This is a genomic window from Aliiroseovarius sp. F47248L, from assembly GCF_023016085.1.
GTDB lineage: Bacteria > Pseudomonadota > Alphaproteobacteria > Rhodobacterales > Rhodobacteraceae > Aliiroseovarius.
In genome coordinates this window covers 2,073,001-2,098,872 of the sequence record NZ_JALKBF010000001.1, presented here as the reverse complement: position 1 = coordinate 2,098,872, position 25,872 = coordinate 2,073,001, and the positions used below count along the sequence as shown (strand labels likewise).

21 protein-coding genes and 1 tRNA gene are annotated in these 25,872 nt (G+C 57.7%); 10 read left to right on the top strand and 12 right to left on the bottom strand.

The annotated features are described in order from the left end of the window. The first annotated feature begins 1 nt into the window (after nucleotide 1). The 4 genes from odhB (at nucleotide 2) to lpdA (ending at nucleotide 3,918) form a co-directional block, all read left to right on the top strand. On the top strand, nucleotides 2-1,504 hold the full coding sequence (gene odhB, locus MWU51_RS10415) for a 2-oxoglutarate dehydrogenase complex dihydrolipoyllysine-residue succinyltransferase (RefSeq protein WP_247036994.1): 1,503 nt from the start codon (nucleotides 2-4) through the stop codon (nucleotides 1,502-1,504). Between the two features lie 42 nt (nucleotides 1,505-1,546). Beyond that, a complete protein-coding gene (locus MWU51_RS10410) occupies nucleotides 1,547-2,059 on the top strand; it encodes a hypothetical protein (protein ID WP_247036992.1) in 513 nt (170 codons plus the stop codon). Further along, nucleotides 2,056-2,445: an MAPEG family protein gene (locus MWU51_RS10405; RefSeq protein WP_247036990.1), complete on the top strand. Its 390-nt coding sequence runs from the start codon at nucleotides 2,056-2,058 to the stop codon at nucleotides 2,443-2,445. Before MWU51_RS10410 ends, MWU51_RS10405 begins: the two co-directional genes overlap by 4 nt. 87 nt (nucleotides 2,446-2,532) lie before the next feature. Continuing rightward, on the top strand, nucleotides 2,533-3,918 hold the full coding sequence (lpdA, locus tag MWU51_RS10400; RefSeq protein WP_247036988.1) for a dihydrolipoyl dehydrogenase: 1,386 nt from the start codon (nucleotides 2,533-2,535) through the stop codon (nucleotides 3,916-3,918). Between the two features lie 74 nt (nucleotides 3,919-3,992). Here lpdA and MWU51_RS10395 read toward each other — a convergent pair whose 3' ends face one another. Together MWU51_RS10395 and MWU51_RS10390 are read right to left on the bottom strand one after the other, a co-directional pair. Further along, complete coding sequence (locus MWU51_RS10395; protein WP_247036985.1) at nucleotides 3,993-5,537, bottom strand: alanine/glycine:cation symporter family protein; 1,545 nt, start codon at nucleotides 5,535-5,537, stop codon at nucleotides 3,993-3,995. Nucleotides 5,538-5,560: 23 nt separating this feature from the next. Continuing rightward, nucleotides 5,561-5,995, bottom strand: coding sequence for a universal stress protein (locus tag MWU51_RS10390; RefSeq protein WP_247036983.1), 435 nt, complete (start codon nucleotides 5,993-5,995; stop codon nucleotides 5,561-5,563). Nucleotides 5,996-6,141: 146 nt separating this feature from the next. Between MWU51_RS10390 and MWU51_RS10385 the strand changes: the two genes are divergently transcribed. Continuing rightward, the gene (locus tag MWU51_RS10385) at nucleotides 6,142-6,597 is read left to right on the top strand and encodes an Lrp/AsnC family transcriptional regulator (RefSeq protein ID WP_247036982.1); all 456 of its coding nucleotides are present in this window, start codon (nucleotides 6,142-6,144) and stop codon (nucleotides 6,595-6,597) included. A gap of 7 nt (nucleotides 6,598-6,604) precedes the next feature. Here the strand turns inward: MWU51_RS10385 and MWU51_RS10380 are convergent, their stop codons facing one another. Next, complete coding sequence (locus MWU51_RS10380) at nucleotides 6,605-7,258, bottom strand: GntR family transcriptional regulator (protein WP_247036981.1); 654 nt, start codon at nucleotides 7,256-7,258, stop codon at nucleotides 6,605-6,607. A gap of 48 nt (nucleotides 7,259-7,306) precedes the next feature. After that, a complete protein-coding gene (locus tag MWU51_RS10375; protein ID WP_247036980.1) occupies nucleotides 7,307-8,038 on the bottom strand; it encodes a SprT family zinc-dependent metalloprotease in 732 nt (243 codons plus the stop codon). Between the two features lie 129 nt (nucleotides 8,039-8,167). Here MWU51_RS10375 and MWU51_RS10370 point away from each other — a divergent pair, with 129 nt between their 5' ends. Beyond that, a complete protein-coding gene (locus MWU51_RS10370) occupies nucleotides 8,168-8,488 on the top strand; it encodes a TIGR02300 family protein (protein ID WP_247036979.1) in 321 nt (106 codons plus the stop codon). A gap of 97 nt (nucleotides 8,489-8,585) precedes the next feature. Next, nucleotides 8,586-8,661 (top strand) — tRNA-Ala (locus MWU51_RS10365). 66 nt (nucleotides 8,662-8,727) lie between these two features. On the opposite strand, the gene MWU51_RS10360 is transcribed toward MWU51_RS10365, so the two are convergent. Genes MWU51_RS10360 through MWU51_RS10350 form a run of 3 tightly spaced genes read right to left on the bottom strand, consistent with a single transcriptional unit; the run spans nucleotide 8,728 to nucleotide 15,452 of the window. Continuing rightward, on the bottom strand, nucleotides 8,728-9,828 hold the full coding sequence (locus tag MWU51_RS10360) for a hypothetical protein (protein ID WP_247036978.1): 1,101 nt from the start codon (nucleotides 9,826-9,828) through the stop codon (nucleotides 8,728-8,730). Beyond that, nucleotides 9,825-13,214, bottom strand: a complete 3,390-nt coding sequence (locus tag MWU51_RS10355) for a D-Ala-D-Ala carboxypeptidase family metallohydrolase (protein ID WP_247036976.1) — start codon at nucleotides 13,212-13,214, stop codon at nucleotides 9,825-9,827. Before MWU51_RS10355 ends, MWU51_RS10360 begins: the two co-directional genes overlap by 4 nt. Before the next feature lie 21 nt (nucleotides 13,215-13,235). Further along, a complete protein-coding gene (locus tag MWU51_RS10350; RefSeq protein WP_247036974.1) occupies nucleotides 13,236-15,452 on the bottom strand; it encodes a C1 family peptidase in 2,217 nt (738 codons plus the stop codon). Nucleotides 15,453-15,697: 245 nt separating this feature from the next. On the opposite strand from MWU51_RS10350, the gene MWU51_RS10345 reads away from it, so the two are divergent. The 3 genes from MWU51_RS10345 to MWU51_RS10335 are packed head-to-tail and all read left to right on the top strand — an operon-like array spanning nucleotide 15,698 to nucleotide 18,255. Beyond that, nucleotides 15,698-16,453, top strand: a complete 756-nt coding sequence (locus MWU51_RS10345; RefSeq protein WP_348646735.1) for an allophanate hydrolase subunit 1 — start codon at nucleotides 15,698-15,700, stop codon at nucleotides 16,451-16,453. Continuing rightward, complete coding sequence (locus tag MWU51_RS10340; RefSeq protein ID WP_247036970.1) at nucleotides 16,450-17,472, top strand: biotin-dependent carboxyltransferase family protein; 1,023 nt, start codon at nucleotides 16,450-16,452, stop codon at nucleotides 17,470-17,472. The genes MWU51_RS10345 and MWU51_RS10340 overlap by 4 nt, the downstream gene beginning before the upstream one ends. Nucleotides 17,473-17,481: 9 nt before the next feature. Continuing rightward, nucleotides 17,482-18,255: a 5-oxoprolinase subunit PxpA gene (locus MWU51_RS10335; RefSeq protein ID WP_247036968.1), complete on the top strand. Its 774-nt coding sequence runs from the start codon at nucleotides 17,482-17,484 to the stop codon at nucleotides 18,253-18,255. Between the two features lie 10 nt (nucleotides 18,256-18,265). Here MWU51_RS10335 and MWU51_RS10330 read toward each other — a convergent pair whose 3' ends face one another. From MWU51_RS10330 to MWU51_RS10310, 5 genes are all read right to left on the bottom strand, one after another. Further along, nucleotides 18,266-21,385 (bottom strand): efflux RND transporter permease subunit, encoded by a 3,120-nt coding sequence (locus MWU51_RS10330; RefSeq protein WP_247036967.1) that lies wholly within the window; start codon nucleotides 21,383-21,385, stop codon nucleotides 18,266-18,268. Further along, nucleotides 21,382-22,524 (bottom strand): efflux RND transporter periplasmic adaptor subunit, encoded by a 1,143-nt coding sequence (locus MWU51_RS10325; RefSeq protein ID WP_247036965.1) that lies wholly within the window; start codon nucleotides 22,522-22,524, stop codon nucleotides 21,382-21,384. The genes MWU51_RS10330 and MWU51_RS10325 overlap by 4 nt, the downstream gene beginning before the upstream one ends. 184 nt (nucleotides 22,525-22,708) lie before the next feature. Further along, entirely contained in the window at nucleotides 22,709-24,109 is a 1,401-nt protein-coding gene (locus MWU51_RS10320; protein WP_247036963.1) for a TRAP transporter large permease, read from the bottom strand. 2 nt (nucleotides 24,110-24,111) lie between these two features. Then, a complete protein-coding gene (locus MWU51_RS10315; RefSeq protein WP_247036961.1) occupies nucleotides 24,112-24,753 on the bottom strand; it encodes a TRAP transporter small permease in 642 nt (213 codons plus the stop codon). A gap of 78 nt (nucleotides 24,754-24,831) precedes the next feature. Then, entirely contained in the window at nucleotides 24,832-25,842 is a 1,011-nt protein-coding gene (locus tag MWU51_RS10310; protein WP_247036959.1) for a C4-dicarboxylate ABC transporter substrate-binding protein, read from the bottom strand. Between the last annotated feature and the right edge of the window lie 30 nt (nucleotides 25,843-25,872).

Genomic DNA, 25,872 nt, shown 5'->3' with positions numbered 1-25,872 from the left:
CATGAGCATCGAAGTAAGGGTTCCCACCTTGGGTGAAAGCGTCACCGAAGCAACTGTCGCTACGTGGTTCAAAAAACCCGGAGACGCGGTGGCTGTGGATGAAATGCTCTGCGAGCTTGAAACCGATAAAGTGACGGTGGAAGTGCCGTCGCCTGCCGCAGGCGTTATGGGTGAAATCGTTGCCGCCGAGGGCGAAACCGTGGGTGTCGATGCGCTTTTGGCAACCATCAGCGAAGGCGAAGGGACTGCCCCCGCGCCCGCGGCTGAGAAGAAAACCGACGCCGCGCCTGAAGCATCCAATGCCGATGCGCAGGCTGTCGATGTCATGGTGCCCAGCCTTGGTGAAAGCGTGTCCGAAGCCACGGTATCAAGCTGGTTCAAGAAAGTCGGCGATAGTGTCTCGCAAGACGAAATGCTGTGTGAACTTGAAACCGACAAAGTATCGGTCGAAGTGCCTGCCCCGGCGGCTGGAGTGCTGACCGAGATTTTGGCCGCCGAGGGCACCACAGTCGATGCGTCGGCGAAGCTGGCGGTGATCAGCGGCAGCGCAGATGGGGCTGTCGAACCCGCCCCCAAACCCGCCGAGGCACAAGGCACGACGGTCACGACCGGCAAGGATGTGGAAGATGCCCCGTCCGCCAAGAAAGCGATGGCCGAGGCCGGTCTGAAACCCGGTGACGTGCAGGGCACAGGGCGTGACGGTCGCGTGATGAAGCATGACGTGGCCGCCGCCGTTGCCGCGCCGAAAGCTGCGCCTGCCCCTACCGCCGCCGCGCCTGCCGCCCCGCGCGCCGCAGGTGATCCCGCGCGCGAGGAACGCGTGAAGATGACGCGCCTGCGCCAGACCATCGCCCGCCGCCTGAAAGACAGCCAGAACACCGCTGCCATGCTGACCACCTATAACGAGGTCGACATGACCGAGGTGATGGCGCTGCGCAACGAATACAAAGCCGAGTTTGAAAAGAAACACGGCGTGCGTCTGGGCTTCATGTCCTTCTTCACCAAGGCCTGCTGTCACGCGCTGAAAGAAGTGCCCGAGGTGAACGCGGAAATCGACGGCACCGATATCGTGTACAAGAACTATGTGAACATGGGCGTCGCTGCCGGTACGCCCACGGGTCTTGTGGTGCCGGTGATCAATGACGCCGATGCCATGTCCTTTGCCGCGATCGAAAAAGCGATTGCCGAAAAGGGACGCAAAGCCCGCGACGGCAAACTGTCGATGGAGGAAATGCAAGGCGGCACCTTCACCATCTCGAACGGTGGTGTCTATGGCTCGCTCATGTCCTCGCCGATCCTGAACCCACCGCAATCGGGCATCCTTGGCATGCACAAAATTCAGGACCGCCCAATGGCCATCAACGGAGAGGTCGTCATCCGCCCGATGATGTATCTGGCGCTTAGTTATGACCACCGCATTGTTGACGGCAAAGGCGCCGTGACCTTCCTTGTGCGCGTAAAAGAAGCTCTTGAGGATCCGCGCCGGTTGTTGATGGATTTGTGAAGAGTGGGAGGGTTCCAAGTACTCTCGTCTGGGTGGCCAAGAGTGTTCTCAACTATCGGCCTCGGAGCGGCTTTCATATTCGGGATGATTTTAGTTGATCCATCGTTCGATGAGTTCACAAACTCAGCCGATGCTTGGCTAGTGGCCTCAAGGCTTGATAGCCTTCCAGTTTCGGTAGGTGTGGCGCTGATCTTCGCTCTTTACGTCTTAGGTGAGGTAATAATGTTCGTGCCAAGAAGTTTCAGGCGAAGCGTGAGGGGGTGGAAGGAAGAGGATAAGCTGTTGCTAGATGTTGCCTTTTCGAATGACGCTCTAGTGATCTCCGAGTTTCAATCACACCGAAATCGCTGGGAAATGTTTGATGCTTTGGGTGCCCTTTTGGTGGGGCTTGGAGTGTTTGAAATCACTTTTAACTTCCAAGAATTACAAGATGTTTCGTGGTTAAATGTTATTGTTTGTTTCGCCATTGGAGGAGCAATAATAAAGACCGTCAGCGATGAACGTCGACGGTTTGGAGAGTTGCTAGCAAAATACAAGATCGGACAACCTGCTTGACCCCCGAACTCACCATCCTCACCCTCGCAGGCCTTTTGCAAGTGGTCCAGTTCTGCATCTACTCCGTTCTGGCGCAGATGCAGGTGGGGTCCAAATATGCGGCCTCGCCCCGTGACAAACCGCGTGAGTTGACGGGCAAGGCGGGGCGCGCGCAACGGGCGTTGAGCAACCATTTCGAAGGGTTGATCCTGTTCACCGCCGCCGTGGTTGTGGTCTCGCTATCGGGTCAGTCCACGGCGACGACCGCAACATGCGCCTATGTCTATCTGGGCGCGCGGCTTTTGTATCTTCCCGCGTACCTGTTTGGCTGGTCGCCTTGGCGTTCGCTGATCTGGTTCGTGGGTTTCATCGCGACGACCGTGATGTTGATCTCGGCGCTCATATGAATATCACTAGGCAAGAATGCTCCGGGGTGAGCGGGACGATGGCGGACATGCGCCGCGCCCAGACCCCAAATGAAAGGAACGAGACACATGGCAGACTATGACGTAATCATCATCGGCGGTGGCCCGGGCGGCTATGTCTGCGCGATCCGCTGTGCTCAACTTGGCCTGAAAACCGCTTGTGTCGAAGGACGCGAGACTTTGGGCGGCACTTGCCTGAACGTCGGCTGCATTCCGTCCAAGGCGCTGCTTCACGCGTCGCACAGCCTGCATGAGGCCGAGCATAACTTCGCCAAGATGGGCCTGAAGGGCAAAAGCCCCTCGGTCGATTGGAAGCAGATGCTGGCCTATAAAGACGACGTCATCGGTCAGAACACCAAGGGAATTGAGTTCCTGTTCAAGAAAAACAAGGTCGACTGGATCAAGGGCTGGGCGTCGATCCCCGCCGCCGGTCAGGTCAAGGTGGGCGACGACGTCCACAACGCGAAGAACATCGTGATTGCCTCCGGGTCCGAGCCGTCGACCCTGCCCGGCGTCGAGGTGGACGAGAAGGTCGTCGTGACCTCCACTGGGGCGCTTGAGTTGCCGAAGGTTCCAAAGAAAATGGTTGTGATCGGCGCAGGTGTGATCGGGCTGGAAATGGGGTCGGTCTATGCACGACTGGGCGCCGAGGTGACGGTCGTTGAATTCCTTGACGCGATCACGCCGGGGATGGACAGCGACCTTGCCAAGACCTTCCAGCGCGCGCTGAAAAAGCAGGGGCTGAGCTTTATCATGGGTGCGGCTGTTCAGAATGTGGATGCCAAGAAAACCAAGGCGACCGTGAACTACAAGCTGCGCAAGGATGACAGCGAACACGCGATTGACGCGGATGCGGTGCTGGTTGCCACCGGACGCCGTCCGTATGTCGAAGGTTTGGGATTGGACGCGCTGGGCGTGAAAATGACCGAACGGGGTCAGATCGCGACCGACCATTGGAAAACCTCGGTACCGGGTGTCTGGGCCATTGGCGACGTCATCGAAGGCCCGATGCTGGCCCACAAGGCCGAAGATGAAGGCATGGCCGCCGCAGAAGCCATCGCAGGTCAGGCCGGTCACGTGAATTACGATGTTATTCCGGGCGTCGTCTATACCGCGCCGGAAGTTGCCTCTGTCGGCAAGACCGAAGAAGAGCTGAAGAAAGAAGGCCGCGCCTATAAGGTCGGCAAGTTCAGCTTCATGGGCAATGGTCGTGCGAAAGCCGTGTTCCAAGGCGAGGGTTTCGTGAAAATCTTGGCCGATAAGGACACCGACCGCGTTCTGGGTGTCCACATCATGGGCCCCGCAGCGGGCGAATTGATCCACGAGGCTTGCGTGCTGATGGAATTCGGCGGCTCGGCCGAGGATCTGGCCCGCACCTGCCACGCCCACCCGACCTTCTCGGAGGCGGTGCGCGAGGCGGCACTGGCCTGTGGGGACGGCGCGATCCACGCGTAAGCTGCGCTTGAGTAAAAAGAAAGCCACCGGTTTGCGCCGGTGGCTTTCGTGTTTTCATGCTGTCGTGTGACGTGTCAGTGGAACTTGCGAATTTCCCCTGACTTGAGGCGTGACAGGTAGCTGTCCAATTCGCGCTTCACGATGGGCATCAGGAAGTACAGCGCCACGATGTTCACGACTGCCATGGCAAAGATTGCCGCATCCGAGAAGTCGATCACCGGGCCAAGGTTGGCCGAAGCGCCGATCACCACGAAGATGCAGAAGATCACTTTGAACACGATTTCTTTCGTGTGGCCTTCGCCAAACAGGAATGTCCAAGCCTTTAGGCCATAGTAGGACCAGCTGATCATGGTCGAGAAGGCGAACAGGATCACCGCGATGGCCAGCACATACTTGAACCAACCAAACGACGCCGAGAATGCCGCCGATGTCAGCGCCACGCCTTTGTTGCCGTCGATGGTCTGGATGGTCGCTCCGCCTTCGTCCAGCAGATACAAGCCAGTTGCCGGGTCACTGACCAATTGCCCTGTGATGATGATCACAAGCGCGGTCATAGTGCAGATCACGACAGTGTCGATAAATGGCTCAAGCAGGGATACGAAGCCTTCAGTGATCGGCTCTTTTGTACGCACCGCCGAGTGGGCGATTGCGGCCGAACCAACGCCAGCTTCGTTCGAAAACGCCGCCCGTTTGAAGCCCTGGATCAGTGCGCCCACCATACCACCAGCAACGCCGAGACCGGTGAAGGCCCCTGCGAAGATCTGGCCGAAAGCCCAGCCGATCATGTTGGCATTCATCAACAGGATGACTAAGGCGGTCAGCACGTAAAGCACGCCCATGAACGGGACGACCTTCTCGGTCACGCTGGCGATGGATTTCAGGCCGCCAATAATGACGGCGAAGACGATTGCGGCGAAAACGATACCGGTGATCCAGCCGGGGAAGTCACCGACCACGTTGGCGATCTGTGCGTGGGCTTGGTTGGCTTGGAACATATTGCCGCCGCCAAGGGAGCCCAGAATACAGAAGACCGAAAACAGAACCGCCATGAATTTGCCAGCTGGCAAATTACGTTCGGCAAACCCTTTGGTCATGTAATACATCGGGCCGCCGGACACGGTGCCGTCTTCGTATTCGTTGCGGTATTTCACACCCAACGTACATTCGGTGAATTTCGACGCCATCCCCATCAGACCCGCAAGGATCATCCAGAACGTGGCACCCGGCCCACCGATGCCAACGGCGACGGCCACACCTGCGATATTACCAAGGCCGACAGTGCCGGACAGGGCGGTCGCCAGTGCTTGGAAGTGGCTGACTTCACCTGCGTCATTGGGATCAGAGTAATCGCCCTTCACGAGCGAGATCGAGTGAGGGAAAGCCCGGAACTGGATCAGTCCGAAATAGATCGTGAAGATCGTTGCCGCGATCACCAGCCACGCCACGATCCAAGGGAAGGACGTGCCGGGGAAGGGGCTGAAGATGAAGTTGACGAACCAACCGGTTGAGCTGGCGAATATGTCGTTGATTTTCTGGTCCATGGATTGGGCCATCGCGGGCGCTGTCGCTGCCAGCATGACCGGTGCGGCCAACGCCGCTGCCTTGAAAGTGTTTCTCATAACTATCCCTGTTCGCATTGTTTTTATGGAACGATGGTGACGGGCACGGGCGAGATTTGCGCCAGTGTGCCTGCGACCGACCCGAAGATGCGTGACGACAAGCCCGAGGCACCCGTGCGCCCGACGATTACTTGCGTGGCGCCCTCGGCTTTCACGATGTCACACAGAGTGTCTGCGATACCGCCATATTTCAGCGCAGTCGTGACCTCGACCCCACTGTCGGACAAACCTTTGACCAGAGGGGCCAGCACGGCTTTTTCGGCGCGCTCCAGCTCTTCTCCACGCCGTTTGTGACGCTCTTCCAGCTCATTTGGTGTCAAGAATGAGTATGGCGACCATTCCAGCACATGCGCCACCACGATGGCCGCGCCTTGTGATTTTGCCAGTCCGACCGCGAAATCCAGCGTCGCTTTCGAACTGTCACTGCCATCGTATCCGACGACGATCTTATTGGACATTTTCTTCCTCCCTTGGGTGAACGTGTCACATGTTAAGCAACTGTAGCCTAGCAGTGCTTCACTTGAAAAGGTTCCTTAATTTCTTGCAATGAGGGATTTTTTACGTAAAAACTACTGTCTATACCCAGATTATCGGAAAAAATACGATGGATAAGCTAGACACCAGAATTCTTTCCATCCTTCAAAAGGACGGCTCGATTTCAATGTCGAAGCTTTCCGACAAGGTGGGGCTTTCGATTTCGGCCTGTCACAGACGAGTAAAGATGCTGGAAGCGGACGGGTTGATCACCAATTATGCCGCGCGTCTGAACCGCAAGGCCATCGGTCTGGAAATTCAGGTGTTCATCGAAGCCAAACTGGTCAGCCAGCGGCGTGAAGACATCCAGGCCTTCGAGGCGGCAATTCTTGAAATGCCGGAAGTGCTGGAATGCCATCTGATATCGGGCGAGTTCGACTATCTGTTACGGGTCGCGGCCAGAAACACCGAGGACTATGAGAAACTATATCGCGAACGGCTCTCATCCATTCCGTCCTTCGCACAGATGAAAACACTGCTCAGCTTGTCGACTGTGAAAGAATTTCGTGGCTTCCATCTGGGCTAATCTGCGCTCAGTCCGCCACCAACATTTTCAGGCCTTGCGTTACGTCAGTGCGCACCGCCAGTCGCAGGGCGGGTTCGTCCCCGGCAGCCAAGGCTGACAAGATCATTCGGTGGTGGCGCTGTAAGTCCGTCCGTTGACGGCGCGCATAAAGTGAACGCATCGTTGGGCCAAGTTGCAGCCATACCGTTTCTGCAACAGCCAGGATCGCCGGGGCCTGGGCGCGCAAATACAGTGTGCGGTGGAACTCAAGATTAGTACGCAGATAGCCAACCGCGTCTTGCTTGGTCACACATTCCGACACTCGCACATTGATGGCGCGCAATCGGTCAATTAGCGCCATATGGGCGCGGGGTAGGGCGCGGGCGGCAAGCTCGGGTTCCAACAACGAACGCAGGGCTGCGAGCTCCTCGATCCGCTCAGCCGTCAGGTCGGGCGCCGAGACGCGTCCGGAACTGGACAGGGTCAGCGCACCTTCGGCGGCTAACCGGCGCACAGCTTCGCGGGCCGGGGTCATCGAGACATCGTATTCCTTGCCGATCCCGCGAATTGTCAGGCTTTGACCGGGGTCCAGTTCTCCATGCATGATCCGCGCGCGCAAACTGCGATAAATGCGTTCGTGGGCGCTGGACGTATCTGATTGTTGGCGATTTTGAGCCTGCATGGTGCAACTGTGATCACAAAACTGTGCGGCGTCAACACGTCCGTTCTGTCAATCGCGAAAGCGATAGCGATGCAGACTCGCACCATGGTCGCGCAGCCATTGGCGCGGTGTTTGATAGGATGGGTAAATGGTTGCGACCTGCGACCAGAACGCAGGTGAATGATCCATATGCACAAGATGGGCCACCTCGTGTGCTGCGACATAGTCCAGCACCGCTTCGGGTGCCATGACCAACCGCCATGAATACATCAGGTTGCCTTGTGAACTGCAGGACCCCCAGCGCGAGCGCGTGTCGCGCAGGGTCAAACGGCCGAACTTATAACCAACCATATCTGCATAACAGTCACTTGCGTGCGCCAACCGGTCCCGTGCTTCGTGCTTTAAAAGAGCCTCAAGCCGGGCGGCGGTTTTGCCGGGGTCACCGGGTGGCACGAGGATTGTTCCCTCACTGATCCGCGCGGCCCCAATTGGTGCCTCAGTGATTTGATGCGGCTGTCCAAGGAATGGCAAGGTTGTGCCGACGATCGGGTGCTGTTCTGGCATCGTGTCGGCCAGGTGCTTGCGAATCCAATCGGCGCGTTCTGACACAAATCGCACAGCCTCACGACGCGACGCTCCATGGGGGACGGTCAAGGTCACGCGCCCATCCAGCTTCGAGACTCGTAGCGACAATCGACGCGCCCGTGCAGAAGGGCGTAATATAACAGACACTTCCGGCGTTCCCGCCAGATCAACTTGTTCAGCTTCGGTCAGCCTGCTTGTCTGTTTTGACCAGAACATTTGGTCCCTTTTTTCCTTACAATTGTCACGGTATCCGCCCATAAAGGGAAAAGCCTTTGACACCTCTGCATTCATGTGGCAGTTGGCGGCAAATCTCGCACGACTTAGACAGAACGGAAAGGGTTTTACATGCCCAAGGAAGAATGGGGCGTCAAACGCGTCTGCCCGACGACTGGTAAACGTTTTTACGACCTGAATGCCGATCCGGTGGTCAGCCCTTATACGGGTGAGGTTGTGAACCTCGAAACCGGCAAAGCGTCGCGCACTATGGTTGCCGACAAAGAAGACAAAGCCGCGATGAAGGACGATCTGGTCGATGACGCGGATGCAGTTCTTGAAGACGACGACGACGTCGATGTCGATCTGGGCGATGACGTTCTAGAAGACGACGATGAAGATGATGTCTCGTTGGATGACATCGCAGATGTCGCTGCAGACGACGACGATTAAGCGGCATTGAATTTTTTGCGAAGGCGCCTTTTTAGGCTTGAACCCAAAAGCGCCTTTGCATAAATACCGCGCATTGACGGCGGAAACGCCATCGGATGGGGCCTTAGCTCAGTTGGTAGAGCGCTTGCATGGCATGCAAGAGGTCAGCGGTTCGACCCCGCTAGGCTCCACCATCCCCTCTTTCTCACACATGTGATAAACGCCACGACGCGATGTGGCTGACCTTCCGGGTGATGGAGTTACTGGAATACCGACAGATCGACAAATGATCCGATCGCACTGGCCAAAATCGGCGAGGCGATAGCAAGGATGGACTTGAACGCTTCCATACTGGCGATGCGTTTTATGTCGAACCCTTCCAGCGTACGGCCAAGCCTGGTTTCCCCTACTGCCTCACTTGCTTGTTTGAACTGTTCGATCCGCACCTTCAGGATCAGGCTGACCGGCATATAGAACGACAGAATCAGAACCGTGTAGGTCACACCACGAAACATCGACAGCGAACTGACCACATGATCATGAGCGCTTCGCACGTCGGGGTCTGCGATTAGGGCACCGGGCCACTTCATCCAAGACAGTACAAGCACCATCCCGGTGGTCAGCAAGACACCGGCGCAATACAGGTATCGCTGGGTGCTTTCCTGTGCGTTCTGCAGTGCCATAGCTTCGGAAATCAAAGCAGACTTGGACCGGCGATCAATACCGACAGGTTCAGCCAATGACAGCACCATCCCCGCGATGATGGCCGCCGCTGCCAATGAGGTCAGGATGTTGACGTGATCCAGAAGGTATTTCATGGCAAAAAACGCGCCCATCCCATCGCAGGCAACCTCGAACGTGCCGCCGGGCGCGCAACCGGGTAGGTTGCCGATCCCTAATGCCGTACGAAACAGGTTTTCGCCCAACAGGGACTGAGATTCAAAGCTGGCAGGCATCCAATCCGGTTCAAATGTTGAAAAGCTGAGGGACACGAGGATGACGCCGACAATGCCGACCAGCGTCCAGCAGATCGATTTTTTGGTATGGCGGGCGTAAAGCTCGAATGAGAACATGGCGATCAGCGTGATCGTCACAGCCACGAACAAGAAAAGGGCGGCAAGAAACTTGTAACGGCCGTCCAATTCGATAAGCGGTGCCATCGGTGCAAGTTCAACTCCCTGCACCAGCAGTGACGTATCGCCAAATGTGCCCAACAGGTATTCTGACGCGGTCAACACCGCGACCGGTAAAAGCAGGATCAACAGATAGCGTGGCGCGATCTGTAGCTTTCCTGCAGTCACCGGTCGTGGCAAAGGGCCGGAATCGTCCTGCAACGGGGGAGGGGCGCTTTCTTGTGTCATCCGATGTCAATATCCGCGATCAGGGTCTTGCGCGTGTCTGACAGCTTGTCGCGAATGATCTCGCGCACATCAGCATAGATCGTCGGGCTAAGTGCAACCTTTTGCGCAGACAGCCAATACTCCAACTCGTTCTTGCCCCAGGACACGAACAGGATGTTCTGTTTTTTGTCCTTGAAGTTGAAGTTAAACGCCCCCAAGGCCATCGAGATCACGTCACCTGACGCCTCGGCGCTGCCAATCTGGAAGTTGCCGCCGGTGGAAGATGAGGTTTCGAAATCAAACAGTTTAATTTTACCATCATCCGCCGCCAGCCCGCGCAATGCTTCCATCGCGCTTTCGACGATCTTGAATTGGTTGCCAGTGGCCACCTGCGCCAGCGTCGTCAGAATGACCTTGTCGAAGCTGCCATTGCCTTTCATCTTTTGGCTGGCCTCAAACGGGGCGGCCTCGCGAGTCCAGCCCATCAAGCTGAGCATGTCCATATAGGTGGCATGCCACAGCTCGCGTTCTTTCACCGGGTCCGCTTTGGCGTCAGCGGCGCGCTGGGCAAAGAGCGTGGACAAAAGCACATCTTCTTTCTGGCTTGGAGTCAGGTTTTCAACGAAGGAAATCACGCTGGAGGCATTGACGGCCGCCTGCAGAGATTGCTGGTGCGCGGCATTTTCCGAAGTCGGATCGAAATCGTCGCCTGATCGGCTGACCGGGTCAGCAAAGGCAGAGCTGCGGGATTTTGCGCCTGGTGCCGATCTTGGTTTTGCCAGCATGGTTGATATCAGAATGGCGATCCGCTCGGCCAGATCCCGCGGCTCGCGTTTCTTCAGGGGGGAAGCGCCAGACAGCTTGGCATTTCGGAATGCGGGCGGCCAGGTGGCGTTGATGCCCCGCGTGTCGATATGGGTGAAGCTGTTGTAGCGGCCAATACCGCCGGTAAAGAACCCTTCTTTGTCCCGCAGCCAGCGTAGGGCTCTTGCTGCCTCGGGGGCAGGCATACCCGAGACCTTGAAATCCAAAGCACAGAACTTCATGTGCTGGCTTTGCTTAGCCCCGCCGATGCAAGCGTTATAGGCCGGGCCGCGATAAGCGTTGGTGATGGCGATCGGTTTGCCGATCCGGTCACGGAAATGGTCCAACGCCTGCGCAGTCTTGGCGATGTTGGTCCATAGGCTGCGGGGGGGATATGTGTTTTTGCCCTGACATTTCCCACCGGGGGTATTGTGACTTCCACCAAGGATGAGGAATTCATCGGTGCTGAAGTTTTTCAACCCAAGTGATCGGATGAACCCGTCGAAATCCGCATAGTCGGACCACTCCAACGCCGCCGTGGCGCTGCGAAAGCCAGCCCCGCGGGTTTTAGCGGACAAGATTGCATCCACCTCGGCGTCAGGCAGAAGGTCGTTTTCGTCCCCCTCATCCTCGTCTTCAAGGGACGGTGGCGGCGCCGAACGCGATTTCGCTGTATTGCTGCACGTTCCGCTGGACATGCCGGCGGGTTGCAGCGTGAAAGGACGATCCAGCACGAAGTTTGGCTGTTTCAGAAGCGTTTCAAACAGTTGCGGGGTTTGGCTGTCGCTGCCGATCTCGGCGTCGATAGCGGCACGGAAGGCGCGATAGTCACCATTGAAGCGCCCACCGTCCCAGACCTTCAGAAGCGCGCCGGTGAAAGCGCCGTTTTCCGGTCCGTCCATCGCATATTGCGTGTCTTTGCAGGCCCCAAGGTTCAGGACAGAGGCTTGAATGGGGCTGCTGAGCGGCGCCGTCATCACGCTTTCCTTCATCGCGCTATAGGATTTAGACGCGGTGCGATAGGCCGCTTCGTTGGCCCGCCAGACCCGGTCTTCAACGTAAAGCGGCATCGCGCGGATGCGGGGGTCTTGTGGCATGGCGCGACCAAACAATTCGGTTGGGGCTGTGGGGCCAAACCGCGCCATCGAACCCGAGTGGCAGGTGTCGGGCATGATCAGGACACGCACCCCATCGCGGAACAGGGTCCAGAGCATATAAAGCTCGTCATCTGCGATCTGGAAATCATAAAGGCACAGGGTTTCGTCCATCCGCTGGCTTTCGTCGTCATGATCCTCGTCCTGATTGAAATCAGGCACCCGCCCGCCATGACCGGATACGGTGAACAGGAACATATCGCCGGGGTCCAAATCCTTTGCGGCGCGCTCGATCTCGTTCACTACGTTTTGGCGGGTAGCATCGCGGGTCAGCAGAAGTTGCGGTTTGAACCCCTCGCTTTCCGCGATATTCTGCATCGCGAGTGCATCTGCCTCGCAGGCGGTGAGTTGACCGTCCCATCCGTCGTAATGGGCCGGGTCCACAGTGTTGACACCGACATGCAAAGACATGCCCTTGGCAGGACCACCGGCAATGACGGGCGGGGCTTGCATAGCGCGCGATAGATCACTGGCCGAGCCGAACGGGCCGCTGATGACCACCGGCGGGCCGCTGCGAGCATTTGCGATACGGTTGATCTCGCGGCGGAATTTTTTGGCGACGTCTCCATAACCTGCGCCGGTTGGATGCAGTCCGTCGAACCAACGGTCGTTGCCGACAACTCCCCGGCAGTCGATATAAGTCACATGTGGCATCGAGCGGGCAAGGCGGCGCAAGCGCCGGTTGAACTGGTCCATCATCTCGGCAGCGATGGCCATTTGCAGCGCGCGGTCACGTATGCCGCGACTTTCCATCGGTTTGCCAAGCCACTTGTCCTTGTTGGGTACGGGATAGTCGTAACCGTGGCACAGGATGCTGACATGGGGAAATTTCTGATGCACCCCTTGAAACATCCGCCCGTACTGCATCAGAGCATCGTCGAGCAACGCCCGAAAAGATGGTAGTAGATAGTCGGCAGGGGCCAGGTCGGGGTCGAACGCTTCAAGATGGGCGGCCAACGCACCACCGGCGACCAGATCGTTGCCACCCCCTGACAGAAGCAGAATTTCTGCGCCCGTTTCTTCAAGTGCACGGATATATTCCTGTTTGTCTGCCATGCGTTTCAACAGATCGCCTGCCGCACCCAGTGAATAGATGGCATAACTGTGCATCAAATGGTCAATCGTATCGCGCAAGCGGATCGGATACTGAAACCAGCTGTCGCCTTCGGACACGATGATCGGGCCATCATAGCCGCGTGCCAGCTTTTGCTGAAACACGTTTCTTCGGCTCATTCGCGCGAACCAATTGGCTGAATTCATCAGAGCCGCTGTGCGTTGGGCGGCATTCGCCCCGCGCGGAATCTGAACCGTCGCCGGATTCAGTTTGAATTTTGGAGAGAACGGTCCCGATTGTTCCTCATCGAGTATGAAATACTCTGAGAACTCGGTTTCATCGGCGTCCAGATCCGCCATTTTCGACATCAGTTGTTCAACAGTGATCTTAGTCAATGGTCTTCTCCTTGATGGCGTTCAGTGTCCCTTTTCCTGAAATCCTCTTATGCATTCGAAAATGCTGTTGGTGATGGTGGGGTCGTCGTTCAAGACCGACTGTGGAATACGGTCCAAATCGTGTTTTTGTGCGGCGATCCGGTTCAGTCTGAACACCGCATTTCGCACGGGAGAGGCCCGTCCATCCGCAACGCTCGACATTCCCAAAAACGGGCGCGGGCGCAGTAGATAGGGGGCCGATACGTTATCGGCATCTTGCGGCAGGGGGTATCTGTCTTCGAATGCACGCGACACAAGATGCAGGATGGATTTGCCATAAGCGCCGAAGTTCACGCGGTCTTCAAGCTCTGGCGTCGGTATGTAAACACGCGCACGGGGGGGCGTTTTGTGTTCCAGATACTCCTGCACCACTGGCTTGCGCGATGACGTTTTACGTTTCTTTTTGCCTTCGGCAGAACCGTTCATCACGCTGATCAGAGGGATCAGTCGTTTGCCGGCACGCGGCATCCCGATAGCCGGATGGATCAGATGCAACGTATCGAACCGATCCGTCCCCCCTGGTGTCAGGGAAGCGGGGTCAAACCATCGAGTTTTCTGCTCCAGCAGTGACAGCATTTCGTGTACCACCAGTGCTCCGGCCCCTTCTGCGACGATGTGAAGTTCACAGCCTGTAGCTTTCTTCAACTCCAAGAGGTCGAACAACAGATCGCCGACAAATCCGGTCTTGATCTTATCCAGTTCCTCGTTCTCGAAGTCTTCATAGGGCAGTTCTTCGGTTCCGCGCAGCGCGCGCCGGGCACCCAGCTCAATATCACGCCAAAAGGCGCGTCCCACGCCGCGCACCCGGTTTTCGATCAGCTCGTCCAGATGGGCGGCGTTTTCGCCTGCCTGTTCCTCGCAGCTGTCGAACAGGCTTTGCAGCACTTCGAGCGACTTTTCGACAAAGCTGTTGCACCAGAAAACTGTATAGGGATAGAGACCCAGATCTTTGATCAGGGTCTTGCGCCCCACCGCGTCGGCAAAGGCCGGTTTGATCCCTTCAAGGCTGCCGGGGATCCAGACCAAGACACCGCGATACTGATTGTCTTTGTTGCCGGGGTCTGCCGAAGGGTCCAATCTTTCAGACAGGTATTTTTGCGTGCGACACCAGCCGTTCTTGAACGACGGATAGGACCCCGTGGCCACGTGATACCCGTCATCCAGATGCATGTAGTGACCTACAAGCTCGAAACACGGGGTCGAACCAGACTGGATCGGCCCTGTGTCCCCTTTGGTTCCCTTTTCGCCGACCGAAGCACCGAAGGCTGAAGGTGCGAACACGCCCAACCGCAAGACCCAGCTGTCCACGACATTCTGCGCCCAGTCGGCATAGGACCACAGCGCAATTCCTGACTGATCCTTATAGCCGCCCCATTTCGGCCCCCATGAGTTCAGAACGTGAAACCCGTTCTCGTCATATCCGGTGACGACGAAGGCATGGGTGCCAGTTTTTCCAAGTTTGGGTGGCCATGTGATCAGACCACCGTTGTCGGGTGTCGCGGCCAGCCAGCCGTCATGCACATTCGCCGTGGTCAGGATCGCTTCGGCATCGTTCAGTGCCGCGTGAAAATGGTTCAGGATCGAAGCGAGACGGAAATATGCCCCCAGCCCGATTTCGCGCGCTTTCTTGGCTTGTCCAACTGTCGTGAATTTGCGCCCCATGTCCGGCCCATCCGCGAGATAGCACTCGCTTTGCCAGCGCCCCAGATCGGTGGCCGCCTCCCCAAAGGGCCAGTCGCGGCACACGCCATGGTGATAGAACCCTTTGATTGCGGACCTGAGGGTTAAGATGCCTTCTTCAGTTGTGACTTCGCCATTTTCAAGCTCGGGGTAGCGGTCATGGAATGAAGCCATGCGATATAGCATATCCGCGCTGACGATATCCTCCTGCACTTTGGACAAATCAGGTTGCCCATGCCCGTTTGCGCTGGGCGACCGGCGCAGATGTTGCAGTTGGCGTTGGATATCGATCAGGTTTGCCAGCGCGAAACCAACGCACCGACCGCTGCTGCCTTGATCACGCGCGCCGAAGACCGGCACCTGCAACCCGGTGTCGGGATCAGGGATCAGCAGGTTCGGGTTCAGGGAAACCGTATCGCGCAGCACCGTCAGATTGGGGACATAATCCTGATCGCGCAGGTCCACCCAATCGGCGCGCACGCCGGTATCCTTGATCAAGGATCGCGCAAAACTGGCCATCGAAATAACCGTCCCTTACAAAACAATAGGTATTTAAAATCAACTAAACTAAGAAATAATTGGATTTTACTCTATCAGAAAATTGTCTCGAATACAAAAACACTGTGTTTCCAAGCTAAAACCTGCCGGGCATAGGCGGGTGGTGGTGGCAATATGTTCGGTCGCGGGAAACCCTTTTTCGGATGTCATCACGTCTGGGATCATTATAGGTTTCACGGTGATTGAAACCATTTGTCAGGGCGGACGTGTCCCAATCTGAACCACCAGTTAAGACCTCGGAAACACCGGTCGTTTGCACGGCAGGAGTGGACGGTATGTTGGTCCGGTTCTCAGATACGCTTGGCGAAGCGGCCAATCGCGCAGCCCTTGCATTTAAGGCGGCGGTCGAAGTGGCGAGGTGGGACGGGGTTGAAGAGACGTCTTCTTCTCTGGTGTCCGTCTATGTTCGTTTTGACCCGATCCATCTGGACCACACGACACTGCACCGTCAGATCAAGACGCTGCTGGGCAGTTGCGACTGGTATGCGGCTCAGCTGCCCGAAGGGCGACGGCTTTGGCGTATCCCTGCCGTGTTCGGCACCGATCTGGCCCCGCAACTTTCTGAAGTCGCCGCACAAGCCGGGTTATCGGTGGATGATGCGATTGCATCCCTGACGTCGACACGCTTGCGGGTGCAGACCATCGGATTTGCACCCGGCCAGCCCTATCTTGGGACCTTGCCCGATGCTTGGGACATCCCGCGCCAAAGCCAGTTGACCGCGCGGGTGCCGGAAGGGGCCATCTCGGTGGCGATCCGCCAGTTGGTCCTGTTCTCAGTCTCGACACCCACGGGATGGCAACATGTGGGTCAGACCGCGATGCGCTTGTTTCAGCCTGATGCAGAGGAACCGTTCTTGCTGCGCGCCGGGGATGAGGTGCTGTTTAAGGCCACCACACCAGAACAATTGAATGCGTTTCACCGCGACCCCATGGGTGGTGCAAAGGTTTCGGTGATCGGATGAGCGACAGGCTGAAGGTTCTGAAGGTGGGTCCGGGTGTGACCTTGCAAGACAAGGGCCGCCCCGGATGGCTGGAAGCGGGCTTGTCGCGTGGCGGTGCGGCTGATCTGCTGGCCTTGTCCGAAGGCGCTGCACTTCTCAACCAATCCGACGACTTGCCTGCGCTTGAGATGGCGGGAATGGGCGGAGAGTTCGAAGCGGATGTCGATATGCGTATCGCGCTGACTGGGGCGCCCATGCGGGCTGCATTGGACGGGACGACGTTGGCATGGAACGCCAGCCACACGGTGCCAGCAGGTGCGCGGTTGTCGATCGGGGGTCCTGTGGCAGGCAGCTACGGTTACCTTCATGTGGGTGGCGGTTTTACGGGCCGTTCGCGGTTGGGCACATGTTCGACCCATCTGGCGGCGGGGATCGGTGCCGCGGTGCAGGCGGGCGATCATTTGACAACAAAGCCTGATCGCGGAGCATCCGTGGGCATGAAGCTTGACGTCGAAGACCGTTTTAACGGCGGCAACGTACGGATTGTCGAAAGCCTTCAGACGCATCAGTTTTCACAGGCCGAGCGGGACAGGTTCACCGCTTCGATTTTTCACCGCGATGCGCGTGGCAACCGGATGGGTGCGCGTTTGGTGCCGCCGGGTGCCGGGTTTGAAACGAAGGGCGGACGCACGATCCTGTCCGAGGTGATCGTGCCGGGCGACATCCAGATCACCGGCGACGGGACGCCGTTCGTGTTGCTGTGCGAATGTCAGACCACTGGAGGCTATCCGCGTATCGGCACGGTGCTTCCCTGTGATTTGCCGATTGTTGTGCAAGCCCCAGCAGGCGCACCGCTGCGGTTCCAGTTCATCGAACTGGACGAAGCGGTTGAAGCAGAACGGACGGCCGCAACCGCGCGCAATGCGCTTGCGAAGAGCATCACACCCCTGATCCGCGATCCCCATTCCATCCCCGATCTGCTATCCTATCAGTTGATCAGCGGGGTCACGGCAGGTGGCGAAACATCAGATGAGGATTAAGGGCAACGCATGGCACAGATAATCGATCTGAACGCAGATATGGGCGAGGGGTTCGGCCCTTGGTTGATGGGGGACGATGCGGCACTGCTGGAGATCGTGACCTCGGCGAATATTGCGTGTGGTATGCACGCGGGCGACTGGGACGTCATGGCCGCGACGATGAAAAATGCTGTGGCCAAAGGGGTTGGTATTGGTGCGCATCCGGGATTTGCAGACCTGCATGGCTTTGGCCGGCGGCGGATGGACCTGCCGCGCGCGACGCTACAAAATCTGGTGCGTTATCAACTGGGGGCGGCGCAGGCGATGGCGGCGGCGGTAGGTGGGCAGGTGCGACACCTGAAACTGCACGGCGCGATGGCAAACATGGCCGCCGAAGATGCGGACATGGCGCGTGCCTGTTATGAGGCGGCGCTGTCGATTGCGCCGGATCTGATCATCATGGTGCTGGCGGGCACCGCGCAGCAAGACGCGGCGCGTGATCTGAGATGCGCGACCGCCTGCGAGATTTTCGCCGACCGCGCCTATAACGACGATGCCACGCTGGTCGACCGCAGCCTGCCGGGGGCGGTGATCCACGACCCCGACCAGGCGGGCGCGCGCATGGTTGATATGGTGCGTGAAGGCGCGATCATCACCGAAAACGGCAAGCGCATTCCGACGCGGATCGACACGATCTGCCTGCATGGGGACACCCCCGCCGCCGTGGCGATTGCCACAAAAGTGCGGCAGGCCCTGCACGAAGACGGGATCGGGCTCGCGCCGTTTTCCGGCGCCCCGGTCTAGGGGCTGTCGCTCACTCAGCAGGTTGTGCCGCCCCCTTGGCCACCGCGCGTGTCGCGCGTTTTTCACCCAAAATCAACATGGATGGCGTGACGATCAGGGTCAGTACAGTCGCAAACACCAATCCGCCTGCGATGGCGCTGGACAATTCGGTCCACCACTGGGTCGAGGGCGCGCCATAGACAATCTCACGCGTGAAGAAGTTGATGTTCAGCCCGATCACCATCGGCATCAGACCCAGCGCGGTCGTGACCGAGGTTAGCACGACCGGGCGTAGACGCTGCGCACCGGTGCGAAGCGCAGCCTCATAGGGCGAAGCGCCAGCAGCTTTCAACTCGTTATATGTGTCGATCAGCACGATATTGTTGTTCACCACAATACCCGCCAGCGCGATCACACCAATCCCGCCCATCACAACGCCGAAAGGCCGCCCTGTGATCATCAGACCCAAGAGCACGCCTGCGATCGAAAAGACAATCGCAGACATCACCACGAAGGCTTGCCAGAAGCTGTTGAACTGGGTCAGCAGGATCAAAAACATCAGTCCAATGGCCGACAGGAACGCACCGATCAGGAATGTCATCGCCTCGGCTTGTTCTTCGGCCTCGCCGCCGAATTTCACTTCGACGCTATCGGGCAGGTCGATCCCCTTCAACGCGCCTTGCAAAGCAAGGATCTGGTCGTTGACCAATACACCCGGCGCCACATCCGCCGAGATCGAAATGACGCGTTCCTGATCAATCCGTGTGATAACGCCACTGCGCGGCGCGGGATTGAAGGACACGAAATTTGAGATCGGCACCAACCCGGCGCTGGTAGGCACGCGCAGGTTTTGCAATTCGGCCAAGGTGCGGTCGACGGCGGGGAAGCGGACGACGATGTCCACTTCGCCATCCGTGTCGCCAGGGCGGTAATTGGCCACCGTTATTCCTTGGGTCAGCAGTTGCACAGCCTGGCCCAGAATGGCCACATCCGCGCCTGCACGTGCGGCTTCGGAACGGTCAATGGCAATCTGCCATTCCACACCCGGCGAAGCGCTGGTTTCGACGATGTCGGTGAACCCCCCCAGACGCTCCATTGTCTCGATGATTAGCGTGACACCTGCCTGCTGATCTGCTGGCGTGTTGGAAGCAACCTCAAGGTTGACCGGTTTGCCGCCTCCTGGCCCGGCCACAGCAGTCTGCACCTGCACATCAATGCCCGGAATGGTGGCGACGTCTCTGCGAATGTCCTCGGCGATATCGACCACGGGTCGCCGCGTGTCCCATTCGGCCAGCTCCAACTGCAACGAGCCGATGGCGTCGCTGCCATCGCGTCCACCGCCCGAACGGGCGTAGGTGCTGGCGATTTCGTCATAGTCTGACAGTTTTGCCTCGACCCGCCGCACCAATGCGTCTTGTTCATAGACCGAGAAGTTGTCCTTGGCGCGGACTTCAACCTGTGCGTAATCCGGTTCGACTTCGGGAAAGAAGGTCAGGCCATTGCCAAGTGATCCGTAGGCCACGAACGAGGCGACGAGTGCGATCACAGCGAAGCTGAGCGTGACGCTCGGGCGTTTGATCGACCACTTTAGCAGTCTGACATAGACCCCCATGACGCCGGTCATCATGCGCGGATCACCTCGTTCTGCGGCGTAATGTTGAGCTTTCGATTTTGCGGACTGCCTTTGTTGCTTTCCGATTAGTCCACCCACCACGGGGATGAATACCAGTGCCATGAACAGGGACGCGGCCAAGGTGATGATCACCGTGATCGGCAGAAATTTCATGAACTCGCCGACTGTGCCTGACCAGAACAGCAGCGGAAAGAACACACATAATGTCGTGGCGGTCGAGGCGATGATGGGCCAAGCCATCCGCTTCGCAGCTTCGGCGTAAGCCTCTTTCGAGGATTTCCCTTCGTGCAGGTAGCGATCGGCAAGTTCGACGGTCACGATGGCTCCATCGACCAACATCCCGACCACAAGGATCAGCGAGAACAGGACCACGATATTCATCGTGTAGCCCATGAAATAAAGTCCCGCGACGCCGGTCAGAAAAGCCCCTGGTATGGCCAATCCGACCAGAAGGGACGACCGCAGGCCAAGCGCATAGACCACCACGATCATCACAAGAATGATGGCGGCGATCACGTTAGCCTCAAGGTCCGACAGCATGGACTTCACCTGTTCGCTTTCATCAAGTGTATAGCTGATATGGACGCTGTCCGGCCAATTGGCTTGCGCGGTGCTGATCACGTCGCGCACCTCGGCGACGGTTTCGATGATGTTTGCGCCGACGCGTTTCTTGATCTCAAGCGCCAAAGCGGGCTGTCCGTCGATCCGAGCAAAACCGTCGGGGTCTTTGAATGTGCGGCGAATGGTGGCCACATCTGCGAAAGTCACGACCGTTTGACCGCGCACCAGCACCGGCAGCTCCATCACATCGGACATGTTTTCGATCAGCCCTGGCACCTTCAGGACAAGCCGCCCGGCTTCGCTTTCGATCGCACCGGCAGCAATCAATTGGTTGTTGCGGTTGATCGATCCGATCAGTTCTTCAAACGTAATGTTGTAAGTCTCAAACACTGTGGGGTCGATCAAGACCTCAAGCAATTGTTCGCGCTTGCCGCCAATATCGACTTCCAACACGCCGCCCAGCGCTTCGATGTTGTCCTTCAGATCGTCGGCCAGATCGTTCAGGGTCCGTTCTGGCACGGGGCCGGACAGGATCACCGTCAAGATGGGAAACAGCGCGGTGTTGATTTCGGTGACGGTTACGCGAGCATCTTGCGGAAGGTCGTTTTCCGCCTTGTCGGCCGCTTCGCGCACCTTCTGCAACGCCTCGTCCGCGTCAAAACCCGGTTCAAACTCCAATTGAACGCTGGCATGGCCTTCGCTGGCGGTCGCCGTCATGGATTTCAGACCGGTGAGCGAGGCGAACTCTGTCTCCATCGGGCCGATCAACACATCTTCGGCATCTTCGGGCGAAATGCCGTCCAGCCCGGTCGAGACATAGACGATCGGGATCGGAATCTCGGGATTGCTTTCCTTCGGGATCGCGTAATAGGCAAACGCGCCGATGATCAGAAGAAATACCAAAAGCAGCTGAACAACCTTGCTGCGATTGAACGCGGCTGTGATCAGGGTTTTCATTGGGCGACCTCGGTCGCGACAGGTGTATCTGCCGGGCGTGGATCGACCGTGTCGCCCGCGTTGACGAAGCCTTGGCCCACGGTGATAATCTCGGCGGTTTCCGGCAAACCAGTGACCCAAATGCCATCGGTTTGGGCGCGCACGATGGACACAGGGGCGAATTCGACAACATTTCCGTCAGTGACCGTTTTGATACCCAACTCGCCATCGGTTCCCAGCGACAGGATAGCCGGAGAAATGAAATGACCGCGTGCCTTTCCGGTTGGAATGGCGATACGCGCGCTTAGACCTGCGGGCATTTCGCTGTCAGGATTGTCAACGGTGACCTCAACCCGGAACGTCCGTGTCTGGCTGTCCGCATTGGCCCCGATGAAGGCAACCGTCCCATTGCGCACTTCGCCCGTGATAAACGACACCTTCGCCGTTTGACCTTTTTCCAGCCGTGACAATGCCTGTTGGGGAACCTGCACGACAATTGACAGCGGGTTGTTGTCCAGAACCTCGGCCACCACGTCGCCACTGTTCACAAACTCGCCTTCATCCAGCGTCATGTCGTTCAGCCGCCCGGCGAAAGGTGCGCGGATCACGGTGTTTGTCAACTGCTCTTGCGCGGCTGCCACAGCCGCCTCGGCCGAGGCCTTTGCCGCACGAGCTTGCAACACACGGTCTTCAGTGGTGATCCCGCTTTTTTGCAGCGAAGTTGATTTTTCAAGATCGCTGGTCGCCTGATCCAACTGGGTCTGTGCTTGCACGAGCTGTGCTTCGATGGTGGCGGCGTCCAAGCGGCCAATCTCTTGTCCAGTGGCTACAAGATCGCCACGTCCGACCGAGACAGACAAGACTTCGCCCCCAACCTTGGCGGCGATATTGGTTGCGCGGTCAGGGATTGATTGCCCTTCAGAGATCAGGACAAGATCAATGTCCTGAGCGGTTGATGTCATGACCGCAACGGCAATGGCGCGCGCCGCGGGTTCGTCGGCAGGCTCTTCAACAGGATGCGATGGAATGATATATCCGCTGCCCATCCAACCAACCAGCACAATGGCAAACAACGCGGCCAACCACTTGGAGCGTCCGGCACCCTTGTCGTCTTCGAATTTCAGTTGCCCGTTCAGATCAGGCAGCTCATCTTTCGGCATTCCACTGTCCTTCATCAGAAATGTGCACAGGCAGTTATGTAGGATGATGTAAACATGTTAACTAGGTTCACTTTGATAAATTTACCAGACACATGTGACAGAAAGTGATCAATACTATCGGACCGAGCAGCTAATTTGAACGGTTGCCGTAGCGGTAAGTAAGAGAGCGAAAGCCCATTGTATATTAGACCTGACTGGGAAGCCAAAGCACGATCATCGGGAACGCTACCAGCAAAGCGATGGTTATGGCGTCGGCGATGAAGAAGGGTGTTACGCCCTTGAACACGTCTTGCACACTTAGATCATCGCGCACACCGGCCACGACAAAGCAGTTCAGGCCGATGGGGGGGGTGATCAGGCAGAACTCGGCCATTTTCACCACGAGTATCCCAAACCAGATGGCGCACATAGGGCCGGACATGCCGAAGGTGCTGTCGACGGCAGATACGGCTTCGCCCCCATTTAGCGCCATGATGGCCGGATAGACCACCGGCAGGGTCAGAAGCAGCATTCCGATCGCATCCATGAACATACCCAGTACAGCATAGGCCAAAAGGATGCAGATCAGGATCAGCATCGGTGACAGGGTCAGCGAGGTGATCCAATCAGAAAACGCCGACGGAAGCCCGGCAAAGCCCAGAAACCGCACATAGATCAGCACACCCCAGATGATCGTGAAGATCATCACCGATAGTTTCGCTGTTTCCAGCAGCGCATCTTTCAACTCGCTCCATCGCATCCCGCGATAAAGCGCCATCAGAAAGACGACAAAGGCGCCGATCGCACCGCCTTCGGTCGGAGTGCCCCAAGCGTCGCCGCCAAAAGGGTTGTAGACGAAGAAGATGATGGTCACGACGACAAAGACGATGGGCAGCGCCGGGGGCAGGGCGGTAAACCGTTCTTTCCACGTAAAACCGGTGACGGGTGGTCCGAACCCCTTGATGATCATCGCCATCCCGATGATCAAAAGACCATAGACAACCGCCGAGAAAGCGCCGGGAATAAAGCCTGCAAGCAACAGTTTCCCCACGTCCTGTTCGACGATGATCGCATAGATAACAAGGATCGCTGACGGCGGGATCAGCGAGGCCAGCGTACCGCCCGCCGCCACGACACCTGCAGCAAAGCGCTTGTCATAGCCAATGGCCAGCATCTCTGGAATGGCGATGCGGGCAAAGACTGCAGAGGTCGCGACTGATGCGCCCGACACAGCAGCGAACCCGGCCGTGGCAAACACGGTCGAGACGGCCAAGCCACCTGGCACCCAGGCCAGCCAGCGTTTCGCGGCTTCGAACAAGGCTTTTGTCAAACCAGCGTAATAGGCAAGGTAGCCGATCAGGATGAAAGTGGGGATCAGGCTAAGCGCCTGTGAGGACACTTTGGAATGCGGTACCTGTCCTGCGGTTTTCACCGCAACGGTCAGCGCCTTTCCAAAGCGCGCCGGGTCATAACCGAACTTGGCCCAGAAGATCCAAATCAGACCAACCAGCCCGGCAAGCCCAGCCGCAAAGGCAACCCGCATGCCAAGCAGCACAAGCACAAGCATTCCGCCTGATACGATCAGACCTATGTCAATCGGCTCCATGTTCATGCCCCCTCGCTGTCACGGCCCGAGACGTGTTGGGCTTCCAGAGCAGCCTGCGTCGCTGCATCTGCGACCAGTGGCACCGCGACGGGAGAGGGATCGTTGCGTACGAAAGCCCGACCAAAAGCATAGATTTGAACAATCAAACGAAGGCACAACACGCTGAACGCCACTGGTGCCAGAAGTTTTGCCGGCCAAAGCGGCAGCGCGATGTCCATCGAACTGTCGCGGCTCCACATTGGGGCTGCAAAGTCAAAGCTGCGCGCGAAATGCGCCCAACTGCCCCAGACGATCAGCGCCATGAAGGTTAAGATCGCCAGCGTCGTAATGATCTCGACCAGATACAGAGCGCGACCCCGCAATTTGCCAACCAGAATGTCCATGCGGATATGTCCGCCGTCACGCTGCGTATAGGCGACCCCCATAAAGGCGATCAGGGGCATGGCTTGTTCGATCCAGTCCACATAGCCCGGCAACGGTTGTTGGAAAAAGTTGCGCCCGCTGACCGAAGCGACCGCCAGAATCATCAGGGAAAACACCGCAAGCCCGCTGATCAGTGCCAGCGCAGATTCCAGCCGATACAGCCCTTGGTCGATTTTACTGAGTGTGCTGTCGTCTGACAGCACAAGGGATGATCCAGCCATGAGGTCCTCTTATGCGTGCGCGGTGAAATGATCTGACATCTGCCCCGCGCCCGACATGTCAGGCGCGGGGCAATGGTGTCAGCTTCCGTTGGCGATCATTCCCGTGACAAGATCATAGAGCTCTTGTGCGGGAAGGCCGCGGGCCGCGTTTTCTTCGATCCACGCTGTAGCAGCAGGGGCGGCGGCGGCCTCTTTAAAGGCGGCAATCCCATCGTCCGAGAAGGTCACTTGTTCGATCCCGCGCTCTTCCAGCGCAGGACCCCAGGCCGCCATAGTCTGGTTGTTGTAGAAGTCCACATAATGCGCCAGAGCTTCGTCCACCGACCCAAACAAAGCATCGCGATGGGCGTCCGACAGGCTTTCCAGTGCGGGTGTGTTCACGACGACAGGACAATTGACCGTGCCGGGATTCAGGTTGGTCGTCCACCATTTGCCATTCTCAATGGTGCCGAACGACATGTGGGCATGGGGTGCGAAAGACACCGCTTTCACGATGCCGCTGTCCATCGCCTGCCGCACTTCGGTCGCAGACATTGACGTTGGCACTGCGCCAACAGTCTCCATCGCGGCACCGATCCCGCCCGTGGCACGCACGCTCAACCCGTTAAAGTCTGCCAGCGTGGTCGGCGCGTCGCCGACACCGACAAGGTTATATTGCGGCAGAGGCGACGGCATCAGAAGTGTCGCGTCCCAACGTCCTAGGTCTTCCTGCGTGGCCGGATGTTGATACACTGCCTTGGACAGCGCGATTTCCTGTTCCAGCGATGTGACGCCAAGGAACGGCAGTTCCAGCACGGTGATAGACGGGTTCTTATCGCGGTGATATCCCGCGCAGAACTGCGCCATCTCGAAAGCACCGATGGCAATGCCGTCCAGATTTTCCGTGTTCTTGGACAGGCCGCCATAACTAATATTCAAAGTGAACTCGCCATTGGTTTTTTCACTGACCAGCTCAGCCAACTTTTCGACATGTTCGGTGAAGGCGCGGCGTTTGCCCCATAGGGACACGTTCCATTCTGTCGCCATGGCCTCGGTGGCAAAGGCCAGCGAGACGGCGGCAAACGCAGTGCGGCCAAGTAGTTTGCGCATGTATTCCTCCCAGTTTCATGCAGTCATATC

Bases quoted from the DNA above. Each gene is read 5' to 3' on its own strand.
- odhB (WP_247036994.1), top strand. From the start codon at position 2: ATGAGCATCGAAGTAAGGGTTCCCACCTTGGGTGAAAGCGTCACCGAA.
- lpdA (WP_247036988.1), top strand. From the start codon at position 2,533: ATGGCAGACTATGACGTAATCATCATCGGCGGTGGCCCGGGCGGCTAT.
- MWU51_RS10395 (WP_247036985.1), bottom strand. From the start codon at position 5,537: ATGAGAAACACTTTCAAGGCAGCGGCGTTGGCCGCACCGGTCATGCTG.
- MWU51_RS10390 (WP_247036983.1), bottom strand. From the start codon at position 5,995: ATGTCCAATAAGATCGTCGTCGGATACGATGGCAGTGACAGTTCGAAA.
- MWU51_RS10385 (WP_247036982.1), top strand. From the start codon at position 6,142: ATGGATAAGCTAGACACCAGAATTCTTTCCATCCTTCAAAAGGACGGC.
- MWU51_RS10380 (WP_247036981.1), bottom strand. From the start codon at position 7,258: ATGCAGGCTCAAAATCGCCAACAATCAGATACGTCCAGCGCCCACGAA.
- MWU51_RS10375 (WP_247036980.1), bottom strand. From the start codon at position 8,038: ATGTTCTGGTCAAAACAGACAAGCAGGCTGACCGAAGCTGAACAAGTT.
- MWU51_RS10370 (WP_247036979.1), top strand. From the start codon at position 8,168: ATGCCCAAGGAAGAATGGGGCGTCAAACGCGTCTGCCCGACGACTGGT.
- MWU51_RS10360 (WP_247036978.1), bottom strand. From the start codon at position 9,828: ATGACACAAGAAAGCGCCCCTCCCCCGTTGCAGGACGATTCCGGCCCT.
- MWU51_RS10350 (WP_247036974.1), bottom strand. From the start codon at position 15,452: ATGGCCAGTTTTGCGCGATCCTTGATCAAGGATACCGGCGTGCGCGCC.
- MWU51_RS10340 (WP_247036970.1), top strand. From the start codon at position 16,450: ATGAGCGACAGGCTGAAGGTTCTGAAGGTGGGTCCGGGTGTGACCTTG.
- MWU51_RS10335 (WP_247036968.1), top strand. From the start codon at position 17,482: ATGGCACAGATAATCGATCTGAACGCAGATATGGGCGAGGGGTTCGGC.
- MWU51_RS10330 (WP_247036967.1), bottom strand. From the start codon at position 21,385: ATGAAAACCCTGATCACAGCCGCGTTCAATCGCAGCAAGGTTGTTCAG.
- MWU51_RS10325 (WP_247036965.1), bottom strand. From the start codon at position 22,524: ATGCCGAAAGATGAGCTGCCTGATCTGAACGGGCAACTGAAATTCGAA.
- MWU51_RS10320 (WP_247036963.1), bottom strand. From the start codon at position 24,109: ATGGAGCCGATTGACATAGGTCTGATCGTATCAGGCGGAATGCTTGTG.
- MWU51_RS10315 (WP_247036961.1), bottom strand. From the start codon at position 24,753: ATGGCTGGATCATCCCTTGTGCTGTCAGACGACAGCACACTCAGTAAA.
- MWU51_RS10310 (WP_247036959.1), bottom strand. From the start codon at position 25,842: ATGCGCAAACTACTTGGCCGCACTGCGTTTGCCGCCGTCTCGCTGGCC.